The sequence below is a fragment of the Bacillus sp. 0102A genome (assembly GCF_036765155.1).
GTDB lineage: Bacteria > Bacillota > Bacilli > Bacillales > Bacillaceae > Bacillus > Bacillus subtilis_G.
On record NZ_JBAIZW010000009.1, the window covers coordinates 64,836 to 79,625 of the forward strand.

15 protein-coding genes and 2 pseudogenes are annotated in these 14,790 nt (G+C 36.2%); 6 read left to right on the plus strand and 11 right to left on the minus strand.

Features of this window, described 5'->3' with window-relative positions; all coding sequences use genetic code 11:
* Positions 1–30: 30 nt before the first annotated feature.
* The 7 genes and pseudogenes from V6D41_RS18920 to V6D41_RS18950 form a co-directional block, all read right to left on the minus strand.
* Positions 31–1,162: pseudogene (locus V6D41_RS18920) on the minus strand (MBL fold metallo-hydrolase); the annotation flags it as partial.
* A 15-nt stretch (positions 1,163–1,177) separates the two neighbouring features.
* Positions 1,178–1,735, minus strand: coding sequence for a sulfurtransferase TusA family protein (locus V6D41_RS18925; RefSeq protein ID WP_333519306.1), 558 nt, complete (start codon positions 1,733–1,735; stop codon positions 1,178–1,180).
* A 78-nt stretch (positions 1,736–1,813) separates the two neighbouring features.
* A pseudogene (locus tag V6D41_RS18930) lies at positions 1,814–2,181 on the minus strand (rhodanese-like domain-containing protein).
* Between the two features lie 24 nt (positions 2,182–2,205).
* Positions 2,206–2,688: a DsrE/DsrF/DrsH-like family protein gene (locus V6D41_RS18935; RefSeq protein ID WP_333519307.1), complete on the minus strand. Its 483-nt coding sequence runs from the start codon at positions 2,686–2,688 to the stop codon at positions 2,206–2,208.
* Between the two features lie 157 nt (positions 2,689–2,845).
* Positions 2,846–3,106 carry a metal-sensitive transcriptional regulator gene (locus V6D41_RS18940; RefSeq protein WP_087993538.1) on the minus strand — a complete coding sequence of 87 codons (261 nt, stop codon included), beginning with the start codon at positions 3,104–3,106 and terminating at the stop codon, positions 2,846–2,848.
* Positions 3,107–3,625: 519 nt separating this feature from the next.
* Positions 3,626–4,045 (minus strand): universal stress protein, encoded by a 420-nt coding sequence (locus V6D41_RS18945; RefSeq protein WP_148963078.1) that lies wholly within the window; start codon positions 4,043–4,045, stop codon positions 3,626–3,628.
* A 17-nt stretch (positions 4,046–4,062) separates the two neighbouring features.
* Positions 4,063–5,529 (minus strand): SulP family inorganic anion transporter, encoded by a 1,467-nt coding sequence (locus V6D41_RS18950; RefSeq protein ID WP_148963077.1) that lies wholly within the window; start codon positions 5,527–5,529, stop codon positions 4,063–4,065.
* A gap of 218 nt (positions 5,530–5,747) precedes the next feature.
* Between V6D41_RS18950 and V6D41_RS18955 the strand changes: the two genes are divergently transcribed.
* A complete protein-coding gene (locus V6D41_RS18955) occupies positions 5,748–6,308 on the plus strand; it encodes a recombinase family protein (RefSeq protein WP_333519308.1) in 561 nt (186 codons plus the stop codon).
* Between the two features lie 163 nt (positions 6,309–6,471).
* Here V6D41_RS18955 and V6D41_RS18960 read toward each other — a convergent pair whose 3' ends face one another.
* Both V6D41_RS18960 and V6D41_RS18965 read right to left on the minus strand, forming a co-directional pair.
* On the minus strand, positions 6,472–7,026 hold the full coding sequence (locus tag V6D41_RS18960; RefSeq protein ID WP_333519309.1) for a cupin domain-containing protein: 555 nt from the start codon (positions 7,024–7,026) through the stop codon (positions 6,472–6,474).
* Between the two features lie 305 nt (positions 7,027–7,331).
* On the minus strand, positions 7,332–7,709 hold the full coding sequence (locus tag V6D41_RS18965; RefSeq protein ID WP_333519310.1) for a hypothetical protein: 378 nt from the start codon (positions 7,707–7,709) through the stop codon (positions 7,332–7,334).
* A gap of 718 nt (positions 7,710–8,427) precedes the next feature.
* On the opposite strand from V6D41_RS18965, the gene V6D41_RS18970 reads away from it, so the two are divergent.
* On the plus strand, positions 8,428–8,889 hold the full coding sequence (locus tag V6D41_RS18970; RefSeq protein WP_333519311.1) for a CarD family transcriptional regulator: 462 nt from the start codon (positions 8,428–8,430) through the stop codon (positions 8,887–8,889).
* Between the two features lie 926 nt (positions 8,890–9,815).
* Here the strand turns inward: V6D41_RS18970 and cspC are convergent.
* On the minus strand, positions 9,816–10,016 hold the full coding sequence (gene cspC, locus V6D41_RS18975; RefSeq protein ID WP_148963072.1) for a cold shock protein CspC: 201 nt from the start codon (positions 10,014–10,016) through the stop codon (positions 9,816–9,818).
* Positions 10,017–10,863: 847 nt separating this feature from the next.
* Between cspC and V6D41_RS18980 the strand changes: the two genes are divergently transcribed.
* Entirely contained in the window at positions 10,864–11,892 is a 1,029-nt protein-coding gene (locus V6D41_RS18980) for a fatty acid desaturase (protein ID WP_333519312.1), read from the plus strand.
* A 511-nt stretch (positions 11,893–12,403) separates the two neighbouring features.
* Here the strand turns inward: V6D41_RS18980 and V6D41_RS18985 are convergent.
* Entirely contained in the window at positions 12,404–12,877 is a 474-nt protein-coding gene (locus V6D41_RS18985) for a hypothetical protein (protein ID WP_333519313.1), read from the minus strand.
* A 222-nt stretch (positions 12,878–13,099) separates the two neighbouring features.
* Here V6D41_RS18985 and V6D41_RS18990 point away from each other — a divergent pair, with 222 nt between their 5' ends.
* The 3 genes from V6D41_RS18990 to V6D41_RS19000 all read left to right on the plus strand — a co-directional run bounded on the left by V6D41_RS18990 (position 13,100) and on the right by V6D41_RS19000 (position 14,683).
* Entirely contained in the window at positions 13,100–13,384 is a 285-nt protein-coding gene (locus V6D41_RS18990) for a hypothetical protein (protein WP_333519314.1), read from the plus strand.
* Positions 13,363–13,881: a hypothetical protein gene (locus tag V6D41_RS18995; RefSeq protein ID WP_333519315.1), complete on the plus strand. Its 519-nt coding sequence runs from the start codon at positions 13,363–13,365 to the stop codon at positions 13,879–13,881. Before V6D41_RS18990 ends, V6D41_RS18995 begins: the two co-directional genes overlap by 22 nt.
* A 238-nt stretch (positions 13,882–14,119) precedes the next feature.
* Positions 14,120–14,683, plus strand: coding sequence for a GNAT family N-acetyltransferase (locus tag V6D41_RS19000; protein WP_333519316.1), 564 nt, complete (start codon positions 14,120–14,122; stop codon positions 14,681–14,683).
* Positions 14,684–14,790 lie beyond the last annotated feature (107 nt).

Below are 14,790 nucleotides of genomic sequence, written 5' to 3' on the forward strand. Positions count from 1 at the left end.
TCATCTCTCCTCTTTTAATAGAATCTTGTGTTACCGAATTGCACAACGGTTAGGCCCAATCTCCATTTCACGCTGTTTTTCTTCATCTGGGTTGATTTTCCCCATATTTGTTTCGCGAATCTCTTGATATGCATTTGGCTGCGGAGGCAAATGATCTGTCACTAGGTGTCTAAATTCTGTTTCATCCGCAATGTTCAAACCATGATTCTCGGTAAATAATGTACTTAGTTTTTTAGCCACACTTCCATCCTCATTTAACTCATCAATGATCATAAAGTGTGCCGGTAATACGATTAAATCCTTTGATAACGCTTTGTAACGGCTATAAAGCGTTTTTCTTAAATCTCCTACCCAATCTTCTGCCATACCGGCTAAATCCGGTCTGCCGATTGAATCGATAAACAAGATATCACCTGAAAGGAGATACTGACCATCAACAATGAAAGAAGTGGAGCCAATGGTATGTCCAGGAGAATATATTGGTTGAATTCTAATCGTTGTTTTTCCAATGACAATGTCATTTCCTTCTTCCAACGGCTGATAATCGAATACCACTTCTTCAGCATCTTTAGGCGGTAACCAGTAGGTTGCTTTTGTTTTTTCGGCAATCACTCTGCCGCCTGAAATATGGTCTGCGTGAAGGTGTGTATCAAATACGTGGGTAATCGTCGCACCCTTTTCCTTTGCAAAATCCATAAAGACACCCGCCATACGTGTCGCATCAATCATCGCCGCTTCACCATTGGAAATCACCATGTATGACAAACAGCCTTTCCCGATTCGAACAAACTGATACACCTCACCGCCGTCTTTTAAATCGCCGACTTTTACCGGCTCTAAATGCTCGCTCCACGCTTTCATACCACCTTTAAGATACGATACAGAAAGACCGGCTTCTGAAAGCATCTCGGATACCACTACAGATGAACCTTCTTTTGCGCATACGACTAGCACTTCTTTATCGGAAGGAATTTTCCCTAAGATATCTTCCACGCCATCTAAAAGGTCGAAATAAGGCACATTCAAATGTTCAAAATCATGTCCTTCAATTTTCCAATCGCTAAAATCATTTTCATTACGCACATCGAGAATGAATAAAGGTTCTTTGTTGAAAATTTTTTGTGTCACTTCTTTTGCGGTAGTTGCCTGTACAGTCATGTTTATATACCTCCTTTAATTACTCTGTTTTCCCTGTCCAATCACGCATACCGGGGACAACGTTGATTACCTTTTTAAAACCTTGTTTTTTCATCGTTTGGGCTGCCATTTCACTTCTTCTTCCTGAATGGCAAATGATATAAATTTCATCATCTTTATTTAACTCGCTAGAGCGTTTTTCCACTTCACCAAGAGGGATATGCACAACACCCGGGATATGGGCTTCTTCATACTCCTCCACCTCCCGAACATCTAAAATGTGAAGAGGCTCGTCACTTTCTACTTTCTGCTTGAAAGTTTCTAATGAAATGTCCGGAATGGAAGATGCGTTCTCTGATGCAGGCTCGCCTCCTCTACGAAGAAAATGGCGAAATAGATCTCCCTCTGTTTCAGTACCTAGATATTGATGACCTGTGCTTTTTGCCCATGCTTGCAAATCTGCCGTAAAGCCTTTGTCTGTTGCTTGAATTTCTAATACTTCACCAGCTTTTAAATCCTTCATTTTCTTCTTCGTTTTGACGATAGGCATCGGACACGCTAAACCTTTAGCATCTAATACAACATGTGCTTGTATCATGTTATTTCCTCCTTTTATCTAATAGGGGTAGGGGTATATAATCCGTCAAAAAAAGAGATCTTCTTCCTTTCACCGATATTAATGCCATGCATTCATGCCGCCTTTTACATTTGTAACACTTTTAAATCCTTGTTTTTTCAATACCTTACTCGCCTTCATACTTCTCATGCCGCTTTGGCATATAACGAAAATCTCCCTGTCTTTCGAAAGTTGATTTGTTTGTTGAGGCTGTATTGACAAGGGAATATTTTTAAAACCTTTAATATGCTTTGTACGAAACTCAAAAGGTGTTCTGACATCTATAAACTGTATCCCTTTACTTTTCAGCTCTGATTTTAAAACTGTCGTTGTCATTTGTTTCACACCTTTTACTGGTGAAAAATTACGAATCAATATCCATAGAAAAACAAAATGAGTATGGCATAGATGATGGCTCTGCTATCCATCGGATTCGATTCACCTCTCTTCAATTAAATAAATAAGTTAACAGTACCTTCTTCAGCATCAGCTAAATAAGCTGCTACACCAGCATAGTCGATATCATCTAATAGTTCTTTTTCCTGCAAACCAAGCAGATCCATTGTCATCGTACAAGCTACGAGCTTTACACCTTGTTCTTGAGCCATCTCAATTATCTGAGGCAATGTTAGCGCATTATGCTTTTTCATCACATTTTTGATCATTTTAGGGCCCATACCCGCAAAGTTCATTTTAGATAAGCCCATCTTATCAGCACCTCGAGGCATCATCTTTCCAAACATGTTTTCAAGAAATCCTTTTTTTACAGGGACCAGCTCTTCTTTACGTAAAGCGTTTAATCCCCAAAACGTGTGGAAGATGGTCACTTCATGGTCATAGGCGGCTGCACCATTTGCAATAATGTAAGCTGCCATCGCTTTATCATAATCCCCGCTAAATAAGACAATCGTTGTGCGTTTTGTTTGTTCTGTCATGTTTATCCTCCTAACCTCCAATTACCCCTATGGGTATATCGAAAGCAAAATTTTTTAAAAGTTAAGGCTATAATTCAATCATTAAAATACCGGTAGGGGTATATTATAACACATATAAAAATTCGTCAACCTTAAAAATGATAGGTTGATGAATTTTTTATCGGCTCTTCACCAGTAAGTCGACTGCTTCTTTTACTAAATTGGATGTGTCCTCTCCCTGGTCCAAACTTTCACGAATACAAAGTTCAAGATTTGTGCCAACAATAACCCCTAATGCTCTATCAATTGCATTGCGTGAGGCTGCCAATTGAGTCACAACTTCTCTGCAGTCTTTTCCTTGCTCCATCATCGTCAATACACCTTTAATTTGTCCTTCTATCCGGCGTAAGCGATTTTTAACCTTTTGATCATACTCCATATCGTTGAAATCCTTTCTTTCATTAATTTTTGCAATTCATAACTGTTCACATGAATACCTTCTTTAGAAAACACACTCCCACATTTAATTCTGCCTTATCATAAACTATTATGTGTATTTTATCACGCGGAATCTCTAAATAAAAATGTTTTAGATACGCATATGGAATGTTATCTAATATGGTCACATCCATGGCTACTAATTCTTCTTTATTGAGACAAAAATACCTGCAGAATAATAACGTCTAGACATGGCATAGATCAATATCAAAATAAGCAGGAATGCGACAGCCAAGTAAGAAATTTATTCACAGCGCCTTTTTAACTGCTTCTTATTTATGAACCAATAATATACCCCCACCGGTATAAAGTCAAGTGCGTGAAAATTAGATTTCGGATCGTTTTGATACGAAGTGCTGTTTTGAGACTGTAAATAAAACCACCTATCACTTGTGCCCAGCTAAATTAACAACAGTAAAAAAACAAGCCGATTTTATATTAAATCGGCTTGTTCCATCCATCACTTTACAATCAGCACAGGACAATTCACTCGTTTCGCAACTTTATGGCTTACACTGCCCAGCACCATCTCCTGCAGTGAATTCAATCCCCTGCTGCCTACTACGAGCATATCAAATTGTTTTTCATTTGCATAAGAAACAATTGTGGGGCCTGGTTCTCCGTGTTTCATTATTACATCATGCCGGACACCAGCTTGCTCAAATTTTTCTAAAATCGGCTCTAACTTTTTACGCCTTTCCATTTCTAACTCTGCAGAACTCGCGGTATGAAGCACTTCGGTTTTCGCTTTTGAATAATCTTTAACAAAAATGATTTCCACTCTTGCATCAGGCACCAGTTTCGCTATACGGATTGCATGTTCTGCTGATCGAATGGAATGATCTGATCCATCAGCTGCCAACAAAATATTTTGGTACATACCCCTTCACCTTCCCCTTAGTGGCTTGACGGCTGTGCGTTAGGATGATTGTAAGTAGCCAGCTTTTCAATCAAATGTTGGCTTGATTCGTTTAAGCCAACCAATGCAACATCTGCATGATTCTCTTTGAATTTCAAAACAACCTTATCCACTGCGGCGACACCAGAATCATCCCAAATATGCGCCTCTGAAAAGTTCATCACAACACGCTCTTTTACATCTTCATATGAAAATGAATTCACAAAATCTTGAACAGAAGCAAAGAACACTTGGCCCTTAATGTCATAAACAGCCTCTTTCTCAGAAACAGAAGACAAATCCACCTTTACTCGTGAAATTTTAGAAGCGAAGAAAATAGCACTTAACAGGACGCCTACGATTACACCAATGGATAAGTTATCTGTTGCCACTACAGTAATTACTGTGACAACCATGACAACCGAATCAGTGAACGGAACTTTTTTAAGCGTCCGGATTGAAGACCAATCGAATGTTCCAATTGAAACCATAATCATAACGCCAACCAGTGCAGGCATAGGAACTTGAACAACCCATTCACCTAAAACGAGTATTAAAAACATGAGGAACATACCAGCCGTAAAGGTTGACAGTCTCCCTCTCCCTCCAGATTTCACGTTAATAACAGATTGACCGATCATGGCACACCCTGCCATACCGCCGAAAAATCCGGCAACGATATTGGCAATCCCTTGCCCTCGGCTTTCCCGGTTTTTATTACTATCTGTGTCAGTCATGTCATCAACAATGGAAGACGTCAGCAGCGACTCAAGCAGACCAACGACAGCTAGAGCAATAGAAGTCGGAAATATAATTGATAACGTCTCAAAGTTTAATGGAACATCGGGAATCAAAAAGTTCGGCAAAGCTTGTTTGATTGTTCCTAAATCTCCAACTGTTTGAACATTAAAATGACCCCAAATAGAAACGACCGTGAGAAATACAATTGCTATTAAAGGACTTGGAACAGCTTTTGTAATAAACGGGAACAAATAAATGATGACTAAGGTTATGCCGACAAACACATATGTCAGACCGGATATACCAACAAAATGAGGAACTTGTGCCATGAAAATTAAAATGGCCAGCGCATTAACAAAACCTACCATGACCGATCGAGGTACAAATTTCATTAATCGCGCCACTTTCAGAACCCCAAATATGATTTGGATGATACCCGTCAGGATCGTAGCAGCAAACAGATACTGTAATCCGTGATCCTTTACCAGCGTTCCCATTAACAACGCCATAGCCCCTGTAGCCGCAGAAATCATCGCAGGCCTTCCGCCCGCAAAAGAAATCACCACCGCAATACAAAATGAGGCATACAATCCCACCATCGGGTCAACACCTGCAATAATAGAAAAACCAATGGCTTCAGGAATTAATGCCAAAGCAACGACAATCCCGGCTAATAAGTCCCCTCTTATATTTGAGAACCACTCCATATTTAATTTTTTTAACATAAAATACAGTACACCTCTTTATGATTATTTTTTGTTGACTTCTAACTCTCATAGAAGCCAGGGTCGTTTATAACTATTTAGAATGTAACAAACAAGAATTCAAATGTCTACAATTTTTTGTTCCAAAATAGATCTATTTTGGAACTGACGGCGCATTCTGTGCTATCCATCTTATTTTGTTATAATGAAATATACAAAATTCATCAGGAGTTGATGATTTGATTTTTGGATATGCACGTCCGTCTAGTCAAGATCAGGATGTAACAAAACAGATAACCGCACTTAAAGGGTTCAACTGTGAAAAAATTTATATTGAACAAACAAATTCAGCAAAAAACAGACCAGAATTTGAGTCATTATGCAACAGTTTAAATGCCGGAGATACCGTAATCATTTATAAGTTATACAGCATTGCGGACTCTACAAAAAACCTAATTGATATCATTGATTTTTTCAAAAGGAAACAAAGCCACTTTATTTCAATATTAGACAAAGTGGACACCACAAAGAAAAACGGTTCCATATTCTTCGATTTTTTAGAAAGAGTCAGCGAATTTCAATTTGACATGATTAGTGAAAACACAAAGCTTGGAATTCAAGAGGCGAAATTAAAGGGGAAAAATACAGGACGCCCGAGGAAACCAGACCATAATGTCCGACGCGCGATGGAAATGTATCAAAGCAAAACGTATACCATTCAGCAAATTACCAAAGAGACGGGCATCAGTAAAACAACACTGTACCGTTATTTAGATAATTGGAATGATTTTGATTCATAATACTCACGAATAAAAAACATACCGCTATTTTGGGTATGTTTTTTATTCGTGATTCATTCCCTCTCAAAAATGATCCACATAAACAACGCCGGAAATGGTTTGTGTTAAAACCGAAAAAGATAAATGTTGGGAAACACTTTGTGAAAAAGCCTCATTAACCCGCTCAATTTTTGTATGAACTGTGCTCCTTTTCCTCAGCTTCTGCATCTGCTTTGGTCACATGGACCGTGCCAAATGGATGGTTAGGCGGGGCATAAATGGAGTATAGTTTTAGCGGCGTATTGCCTGTATTGATCAGATTGTGCCATGTGCCGGCAGGTATGACGATGGCTGAATCATCATAGACATTTCGTTGAAAGTTTACCTGATCTTTGCTTTTGCCCATTTTAACGATCCCACGCCCTTGCTCAATCCGCAAGAATTGATCGAGGTTAGAATGCATTTCCAAACCGATATCTTCTCCAATATCAAGACTCATTACAGTAACTTGCAGGTGCGCTCCTGTCCATAGCGCGGTACGGAATGTATTGTTTTGTTTTGTCGCTTTGTTAATATTAATAACAAATGGTTTCGGCCCATAATCTGTCAAGTGAAGGTTTTGGCCTGCGTTTTCATGCTTCATTTTATATGGATTCATCCAATAAACCGACCTTCCATCGCAGCACATTGGTGCATACACATAATAAGGATATTGATGTGTAACAGGTATATAATACATTTTTCGATCACCACATTTTTTATTTTATGATATTACCCTATGCGTTTATTGTGGGATTGTGCCACTTACATAACTTCTTAATGATGGCTGATGGTTAGTTCACGAGAGCAAATGAACACATCAATTTTTGCCAAAAAACCACCATGAAAACAGGTTTTCAAGGTGGTTTTGGTGTCATTTATTCAATTATTGCAGGAAAGCAACTGCCTTTCCACACTTCTTCTTTATTAATTGTCCAACTGCCACTGTCCTTTATTAGCCGCAGGGCTGTGAACCTCTTCCTCGATAAAGTGAAATTATATTAGTTATAATGTAACTTCTTTATTTCTGCCAATTAGTAAGGTTACTATAACACTAGCTATACTAACTAAAGTTCCTACAATAGAAAAAAGAATTGTCAAAAAGCCATTGGGAATAAGAAATCCTATTGGAATTACCCCCATAAAAGCGAAAACGATAAAACATTGATATACTCCAGATATGATTCTTACAATCAAGTTGCCAAAAAACGACATAACTAATGGAGGGATGAATAAAAATACAACGATTCCAATTGATATCAGTAAGACACGAGGCTCATCAAATGAAATGACATGCTCTCCAGGGGAATTTTTAGCAGCCACTAGCATAACAACTATAGACATTATTAACGTAAGCAAGACCAGACAAAATCTTTTTAGCATTGTGATGACTCCTTTTTATAAAAATGCAAAAATGGATATCCCGTTTTTTTAAAATTTCCATATCCATTTTATGTGATTGAATGATGAATATGCAGTTCAATCACAGCCGCACACCACTATTTCTTATGAAGAACTAACAGATATCGGTTGGTAACTGACCTCATAAAATGTCGAATTAATAGTGGCTTATCAACATAAACACAATGGAGTATGCTTCATCTTTTTTAGTCGAGATAATAAAAACAGCTTCCTCCTTTTTTACCAAAAATTATAACATAACCTTTATCTAACGGAGTATCAAATCCTTGAAAATGAAATAATTTTGTATTCTAACTACCCGGTATTGAAATTATCACTTACTTCGCAACATCGTTAATTGCATAGATACGTTTTACTGTTAAGCATATCCCGATTTCATTTCACTCTCCCGCCTTCCATTTTCATGAATTGATGCCAAGTCATGAATTTATAAGGAGATTTTAATAACTCATTTCAATGAAAAAATAATGAGCCGGCTTTAGGATACACGTACCCATAGACTTTTCCTTCATTGGAATTACGGCACGTTCCCTATTGTTTTGATGTTGCTTTTGCTCGATCTGATTTTTTAAAAAAAGTTATTGACAATAAAAAAATAACCATGTTATTATAGAATATTTGATAATATACCCACATGTATGGTAATCTTAAGAAGGTACCATATATGGAGGTGTATGTAATGTTTCAAATTGGCGATAACATTGTTTATCCAATGCACGGAGCAGGTATAATTGAAGCCATAGAAGAAAAAGAATTTTTAGAGGAAAAACAGCAGTATTATGTCATAAAAATGTCAATCAGTAACATGACAGTTATGATTCCAGTGCGTAAACTACTGAGTTCAAGTATACGACCAGTTACTGATATACTTGCATTAAAACACATTATACACATTTTTCAGCATGGAGAATCAGATAGGTTGCTGCCTTGGAAACAAAGGTATCAAGTAAACACGAACAAAATAAAAACGGGTGATATACTAGAAGGCGCTGAAGTTGTACGTGATTTAATGCGTATGAAGAAAGAAAAAGCACTTAATACAAGTGAAAAAAAAATGCTGGATCATGCACATGAATTTTTGATTAGTGAACTGAAATTAATGAAAGGAATCACTGAAAATCAAATCAAAAGTTTTTGTTAAGATTAATTATTGATAATGTATTGTATTTCAAAAATATCCTGAATTTTTTGATAATATTATGAGTAAAATAAATCATTTCAAATACATTCAACTTCTTTAACTTACTTTTAGAACAGTAACCTCTATGTTATTTCTGCATTCTATTCCATTTTTATTATTTACATTTCTTCTGCGAACATTGAAGAAAAAAACGAAATAGTCACTTGATTTTTCAATCCTGATTCACACTGGCACGGACAAGGAGCCGTAGAGATGGAAGAGAGGTAGGGCTTTCATTGTTTTAGGTATATTTAAGTGATGATTTCCAGCAAAAATCAATCCATTTCCCCTTACTCTTTAAGAATTTTTCATATTCACTATGACAGTGAATCGTAAGTGTTCTAGATACACGAGTTTGTACCATCTAAATATATGATCAACAATAAAAATAGAGAAATCTTTAGAAATGAAACACATGCCAACGCAAGAATGGAGTAACGAGTGAAGGAAGCGAAAAAGGGTTACTTCTCTTGTGATAGCAGATGGATCAGCTGTTATTTTAACGATCAATAATAATCCGGCTTTTTTGAATTTCGCAATATGTTTTTGCCTCTTCGTTAAACAGCCCGAACTACGGCTACTAAGTATTTGGAACAGGAAAAGTGGTTATTTGAACATGGTTTGCAGGACTTGTCTTGTATTTAAATTAAAGGCAGGTTTGTGAAAAAATAAAATACAGGAAAGAAATATAAATATTTTATATACTTTCCGCATATTGTCAATCCAATATGTTATACTGTAAACAAACCTTTAAAGCGTTAAATCTTTTTCTATTACCTTTTACCATCACCCTACTCGACCGTTGAGTAGGGTTTTTTATGTATTTTACAGAGAACATAAAAAAACAGACTCTATATAAAGAGCCTGTTTGTATAAACGATTGAAGACTAAGCTTTTTGAACGTTAGCAGCTTGAGCTCCACGAGTACCTTGCTCAACGTCAAACGTTACTTTTTGACCTTCGTCTAGAGATTTGAATCCTTCGCTTTGGATAGCAGAGAAGTGTACGAATACATCGTCTCCGTTCTCACGTTCGATGAAGCCAAAACCTTTTTCTGCATTAAACCATTTTACTGTACCTTGTTCCATTTTTATTGCCTCCTAGTGTGTTACCACACAATATATACTATCCTTGCCCATAGTATCATCAAGACGAAAAGTCAATATTCATACTATCCTTTACACCGAACAAAAATAATTCTTCTTTATCATAACATGAATCGGAAATAATTGCAAATTAAAATTATCATTTTATTCATAGCGTTATTTTTCAAACATTGTCTCTCGGTTCAGAAGCGGTAAGCACAAATAGAATCTAAATCTCCATTGAATTTAAAACATATCTACGAGATCCATTAACAACTATGATTTGAAAACAGCGTGAAATGAATCGCAACTGTCTTCATACCTTTTTCATTGCTAAATAGTACTTCATTATTGAAATTGTTAACGATTTCTTTAAAAAGCGCAGCTGTTTCTTGTTCAAGTCTCCGATATTCTTTTAAAAGCAGTGCTGTTACTGCTAAAGCTTTGTTTCTTCAGATATTTTCAAACGATCTCTCATGGTATTCCCCATTTGCCGAATTCCCAAAGCCTTTTTAATGAAGAAACAGCTCAATAGTAATCAGGTTTTTTAACTCTCTTTATTTTGACAGCCCCAAATAACATGTTCCCGGGTCTAAATAAACCGATTCTCATTGGGAAGCAGGACGAGAGTTTGGCCAGATAAAGAGCCGGGTATAATTTTCATACGCCGATTGTATCCTGGCTGTCCTGCTAAAAGGTTTATTTGAACTGGAAATTAGTTTTGTATTTCCAATAATTTCTCATATGAATGGGAAAGATACTTATTATATGCGGTGTATGACGCCGGGACTTCAAAGATAATCGTTTACGATACTTAGAAGAACATCAGGGAAGGGGAAATTTTAAAAAAATGAATGAACAAAACCTAAGGACTTTGAGAAAACTGGTTACACCCTATGAAAAGTCTGATTTACAAAAAAGTATTTTTCAGATCATTAACACATTAGTACCATTTTTCCTGCTATGGTATTTGGCATATAAGAGCTTGACCATTTCTTATTTCCTTACATTAGCCATTTCTGTCGTTGCGGCAGGCTTTTTAGTAAGAACCTTCATCATCTTTCATGATTGCTGCCACTATTCGTTCTTTAAGAACAGAAGGGCGAATCGAATCCTTGGAACAATAACAGGCATTCTGACTCTGCATCCTTTTGATCATTGGGCACACGACCATTCTGTCCATCATGCGACAAGCAGCAATCTGGACAAACGAGGTACTGGCGATATTTGGGTGCTGACCGTTGAGGAATATAAGGAAGCCTCAACTAAGACAAAAATCATGTACCGTTTGTACAGAAATCCGTTTGTTATGTTTGTGATTGGGCCGCTTTACGTCTTCGGAATTACCAATCGTTTTAATCGTAAACGGGCAAAACGCAAAGAACGGATGAATACGTATGTAACGAATCTAGGGATTGTCGCTTTAGCAGCACTTTTATGTTTGACTATCGGCTGGCAAAACTTCCTGCTGGTTCAGGTGCCAATTTTTATGATATCTGGCTCTCTTGGAATTTGGATATTTTATATTCAGCATACGTTTGAGGATTCTTATTTTGAAGAAGATGAGCATTGGGAATATGTAAAAGCAGCAGTTGAAGGAAGCTCTTTTTATAAGCTTCCAAAAGTGATGCAATGGCTAACAGGCAATATCGGTTTCCATCATGTTCATCATTTAAGCCCGAGAGTCCCAAACTATAAGCTTGAAAAAGCACATAACAACACTGAACCATTGCAAAACGTTCCGACCATTACACTGGCAACAAGTCTGAAGTCGTTAAAGTTCCGCCTATGGGATGAAGAAGGCAAAAAATTTGTCGGTTTTAGCCACTTAAAAAAAGCTTCTAAAAGCCAAGTATCACCGCGGCTAGGAGCGGATTAACATAAACTCCCCATAAATCAATAATAATGGACAGTGTATCTCGCATTATTAAAGTGCAGACTCGCGCAACGGTTTTGCGTAGAAGTCAGCACTTTTTTAGTGCAAATATGCCTGTTGACTCCGCAATGCGGTGCATTTGTTACCGTGTTTTCCGCACAAAAAATATCTTCAAAGGTGGTTAAACCCTTGGTATTATTGGGATGCGGCCGAGGGGACTTGAACCTCCACGGGTTATTCACCCACTAGGATCTCAATAAAGTGAAACTGTGTTTTTTGTTACAAAGCTTAAATATCAGTGTTTTTTATTTTGATTATGAGGTTTTTTAATGATTTATTCTTATTGAGGAGTAAAAATGGAGTAGCGGTCTTTTTTTAAAAAAGTTGCCTTATTATTGATGTTTACTTAGTAACAGCCCTGCTCGAAGTAATCAGTTAAGGTGAAAAATTAAGATTAAACATGAAAAAAGCAGGCGCTTTTTACCTGCTTTTATGCCATGAGAGTATTATAGCTTTATCCTAAACTTAAAATTCTTTTTATTACATTAGGAATAACAAATGATCGTTTGATCTCTTTATTTACTTGAATAATGTCTTTTTGTGTTTTCCCATTCTCTTCCCAAGTAACTTCTACTGTATAATCATTATTCGTATTTGGTGGATCTCCCATTATCGCTACTGCTATTTCTTTTGCATTCTTAGGTTCATCTGTTGCATCACCTGATGCCTCAACAACACCATTTTCTTTAAACACAACCTCTTTTATTGAAAACTCAGAATCCCTTTTCCATGTAATATGAACCGCCCATAAGTCTTGCCTTGCAAGATCTATGTCTTTTTCAGGAGAATAGATAACACTCCATTTTCCATCTTTTGAATTCCCTTTCAAAATAGGAGGTTGGTGGGTGCCAGCATAAATAAACCATGCTAAAAAGACTATCAGTGCAACAGAAACAATAATTGTTAAAATAAACTTACTTTTTTTCATTTTTAACTCCAATCTTAATATGTAATAAATGGGATGTAAGATTATTTTACACTAATATAGAAGATTAATAGTTGTAAAAGATGTGCACTTAAAATTTTTAAGAACTCGTCTGCTACACGGGGTTTAAAGAAAGCAAACCCGCATGGTGTTGAAACGAGCTTAAAACGTTTCAAGCAGAAATACATTTTTGGAGGACAATCATTCCTCATAGACAAATGAGGAATGAAGCATATTTTAGAGCGCCATCATCCTAATTTATGGGATGGTTCAATTAAGTCTCAACAATCTTTTCTTAATAAAGAGATGACTGTTAACGATGTGGCGGATGAGATAGAATCAATTATGAAACAAAACCGTGAAGAGTTAATAAAAAAAGGAACTAAATTTAGTTATCAAGTTAGAGGAACATATGAGGGTCAACAATATGTTGTTGGCTTTCAAAAAGGAAGAGTAGGACAATTCTCCGGAAAAATAGGAGAGGTAAAATGTTTTATATTCAATCATTAATTCTTAGGCCAAATAAGAAGGTAAACTACCTTTCAATCTTAAAAAATAATATTGACGATTACTTTGTTCCACTTAGCAATATAGAGGGACTAAGGAACATAAAACCACAGTTAGACTCTTACTATTTATCCGGGGCGATTATTTTAAAATATGGTGAACAAGATTTGCTTGATATCACTATGTGGGACTTGGTTGACCAATTGTGGGCTTATTTTTTAAATCTAATTGAAGAAGCGATTGAAACAGGAAAAAGCGAAACTTATTTTCCAGATCAACCCCTTCTATTGAAAATGAAATCAATATCGAATGATATCTTGTTATTTGAAATTCACCAAAAACAAAAAGTATTATTACCAAAACTTGATTTTTTTGAAGCACTGTTAAAGAATGCAAAAAGTTTCTTTGAAACTATGAATTTTGTTTTAGAAGAAAACTGTGATTATGAGTACGAATTTAATAAGATCGATGAATTGCAAACCAAAATCAAATGTATGTGAGGTTAAATGTGAATTACTCTAGAGTGAAAAAATTCTTTGATGAGAATAAAGAATATTCAATTCTTACTGGAGGCGTCATCGATAAACAAATGAAAGAGATAGAAAAGGATCTCAGAGTAACCCTTCCAGAGAGATAACAAGAAGTTATAACTCTCGTGCTTTAGAATTAGTTTTGGAGATGAGAGTTTTTTTATTACTTTCTTTTTTAATATTTAATTTTGGAGAGAGGAGAAATCAAATGAATCCTTTGTTGTTAGATGTTCCTTTACAATTAGAAACAGAAAGACTCATTCTTCGAGCACCACACCAAACAGGAGACGGTAATATTGTAAACCAAGCAATTAGAGATTCCTTTGGTGAATTAAAAGCGTGGTTACCATTTGCTCAAGAACTTCCAACTGTTGAAGAGACAGAGATCAATGTAAGAAATACTCATATAGATTTTTTAAAGAGAGAGAGTTTTCGGTTCCTTATTTTTGATAGAGATTGCAATGACTTTATTGGAATAATTAGCCTTCAGAGAATTAACTGGACCATTCCTAAATGTGAAATTGGATACTGGATAAATTCTAAATTTAGCGGGAATGGATATATGACAGAAGCAGTAAAGAAATTAGCTGACTTTGGGTTAAACAATTTAAAATTTAGAAGAATTGAAATAAGGTGTGAATCAACAAATCTTAAAAGTCGAGCTATCCCAGAAAAACTGGGTTTTGTATTCGAAGGCATTTTAAGAAATGATGATTTATCCGCAGATGGCAACAATCTGACTGACACTTGCTTTTATTCCATAATAAAGTAGAAGTATAGACATTTAAGTGCGTTAGTAGAACAAGAAATGACTTACATATTTTATTTATCTAATGTGTTATGTCATCTAATTTATTTATTTTTAATTTTGGTTTGATA

Coding starts and splice junctions, on each gene's coding strand:
- V6D41_RS18925 (WP_333519306.1), bottom strand. CDS start 1,735: ATGATACAAGCACATGTTGTATTAGATGCTAAAGGTTTAGCGTGTCCG.
- V6D41_RS18935 (WP_333519307.1), bottom strand. CDS start 2,688: ATGACAGAACAAACAAAACGCACAACGATTGTCTTATTTAGCGGGGAT.
- V6D41_RS18940 (WP_087993538.1), bottom strand. CDS start 3,106: ATGGAGTATGATCAAAAGGTTAAAAATCGCTTACGCCGGATAGAAGGA.
- V6D41_RS18945 (WP_148963078.1), bottom strand. CDS start 4,045: ATGTACCAAAATATTTTGTTGGCAGCTGATGGATCAGATCATTCCATT.
- V6D41_RS18950 (WP_148963077.1), bottom strand. CDS start 5,529: ATGTTAAAAAAATTAAATATGGAGTGGTTCTCAAATATAAGAGGGGAC.
- V6D41_RS18960 (WP_333519309.1), bottom strand. CDS start 7,026: ATGTATTATATACCTGTTACACATCAATATCCTTATTATGTGTATGCA.
- V6D41_RS18965 (WP_333519310.1), bottom strand. CDS start 7,709: ATGCTAAAAAGATTTTGTCTGGTCTTGCTTACGTTAATAATGTCTATA.
- V6D41_RS18970 (WP_333519311.1), top strand. CDS start 8,428: ATGTTTCAAATTGGCGATAACATTGTTTATCCAATGCACGGAGCAGGT.
- cspC (WP_148963072.1), bottom strand. CDS start 10,016: ATGGAACAAGGTACAGTAAAATGGTTTAATGCAGAAAAAGGTTTTGGC.
- V6D41_RS18980 (WP_333519312.1), top strand. CDS start 10,864: ATGAATGAACAAAACCTAAGGACTTTGAGAAAACTGGTTACACCCTAT.
- V6D41_RS18985 (WP_333519313.1), bottom strand. CDS start 12,877: ATGAAAAAAAGTAAGTTTATTTTAACAATTATTGTTTCTGTTGCACTG.
- V6D41_RS18990 (WP_333519314.1), top strand. CDS start 13,100: ATGAAGCATATTTTAGAGCGCCATCATCCTAATTTATGGGATGGTTCA.
- V6D41_RS18995 (WP_333519315.1), top strand. CDS start 13,363: ATGTTTTATATTCAATCATTAATTCTTAGGCCAAATAAGAAGGTAAAC.
- V6D41_RS19000 (WP_333519316.1), top strand. CDS start 14,120: ATGAATCCTTTGTTGTTAGATGTTCCTTTACAATTAGAAACAGAAAGA.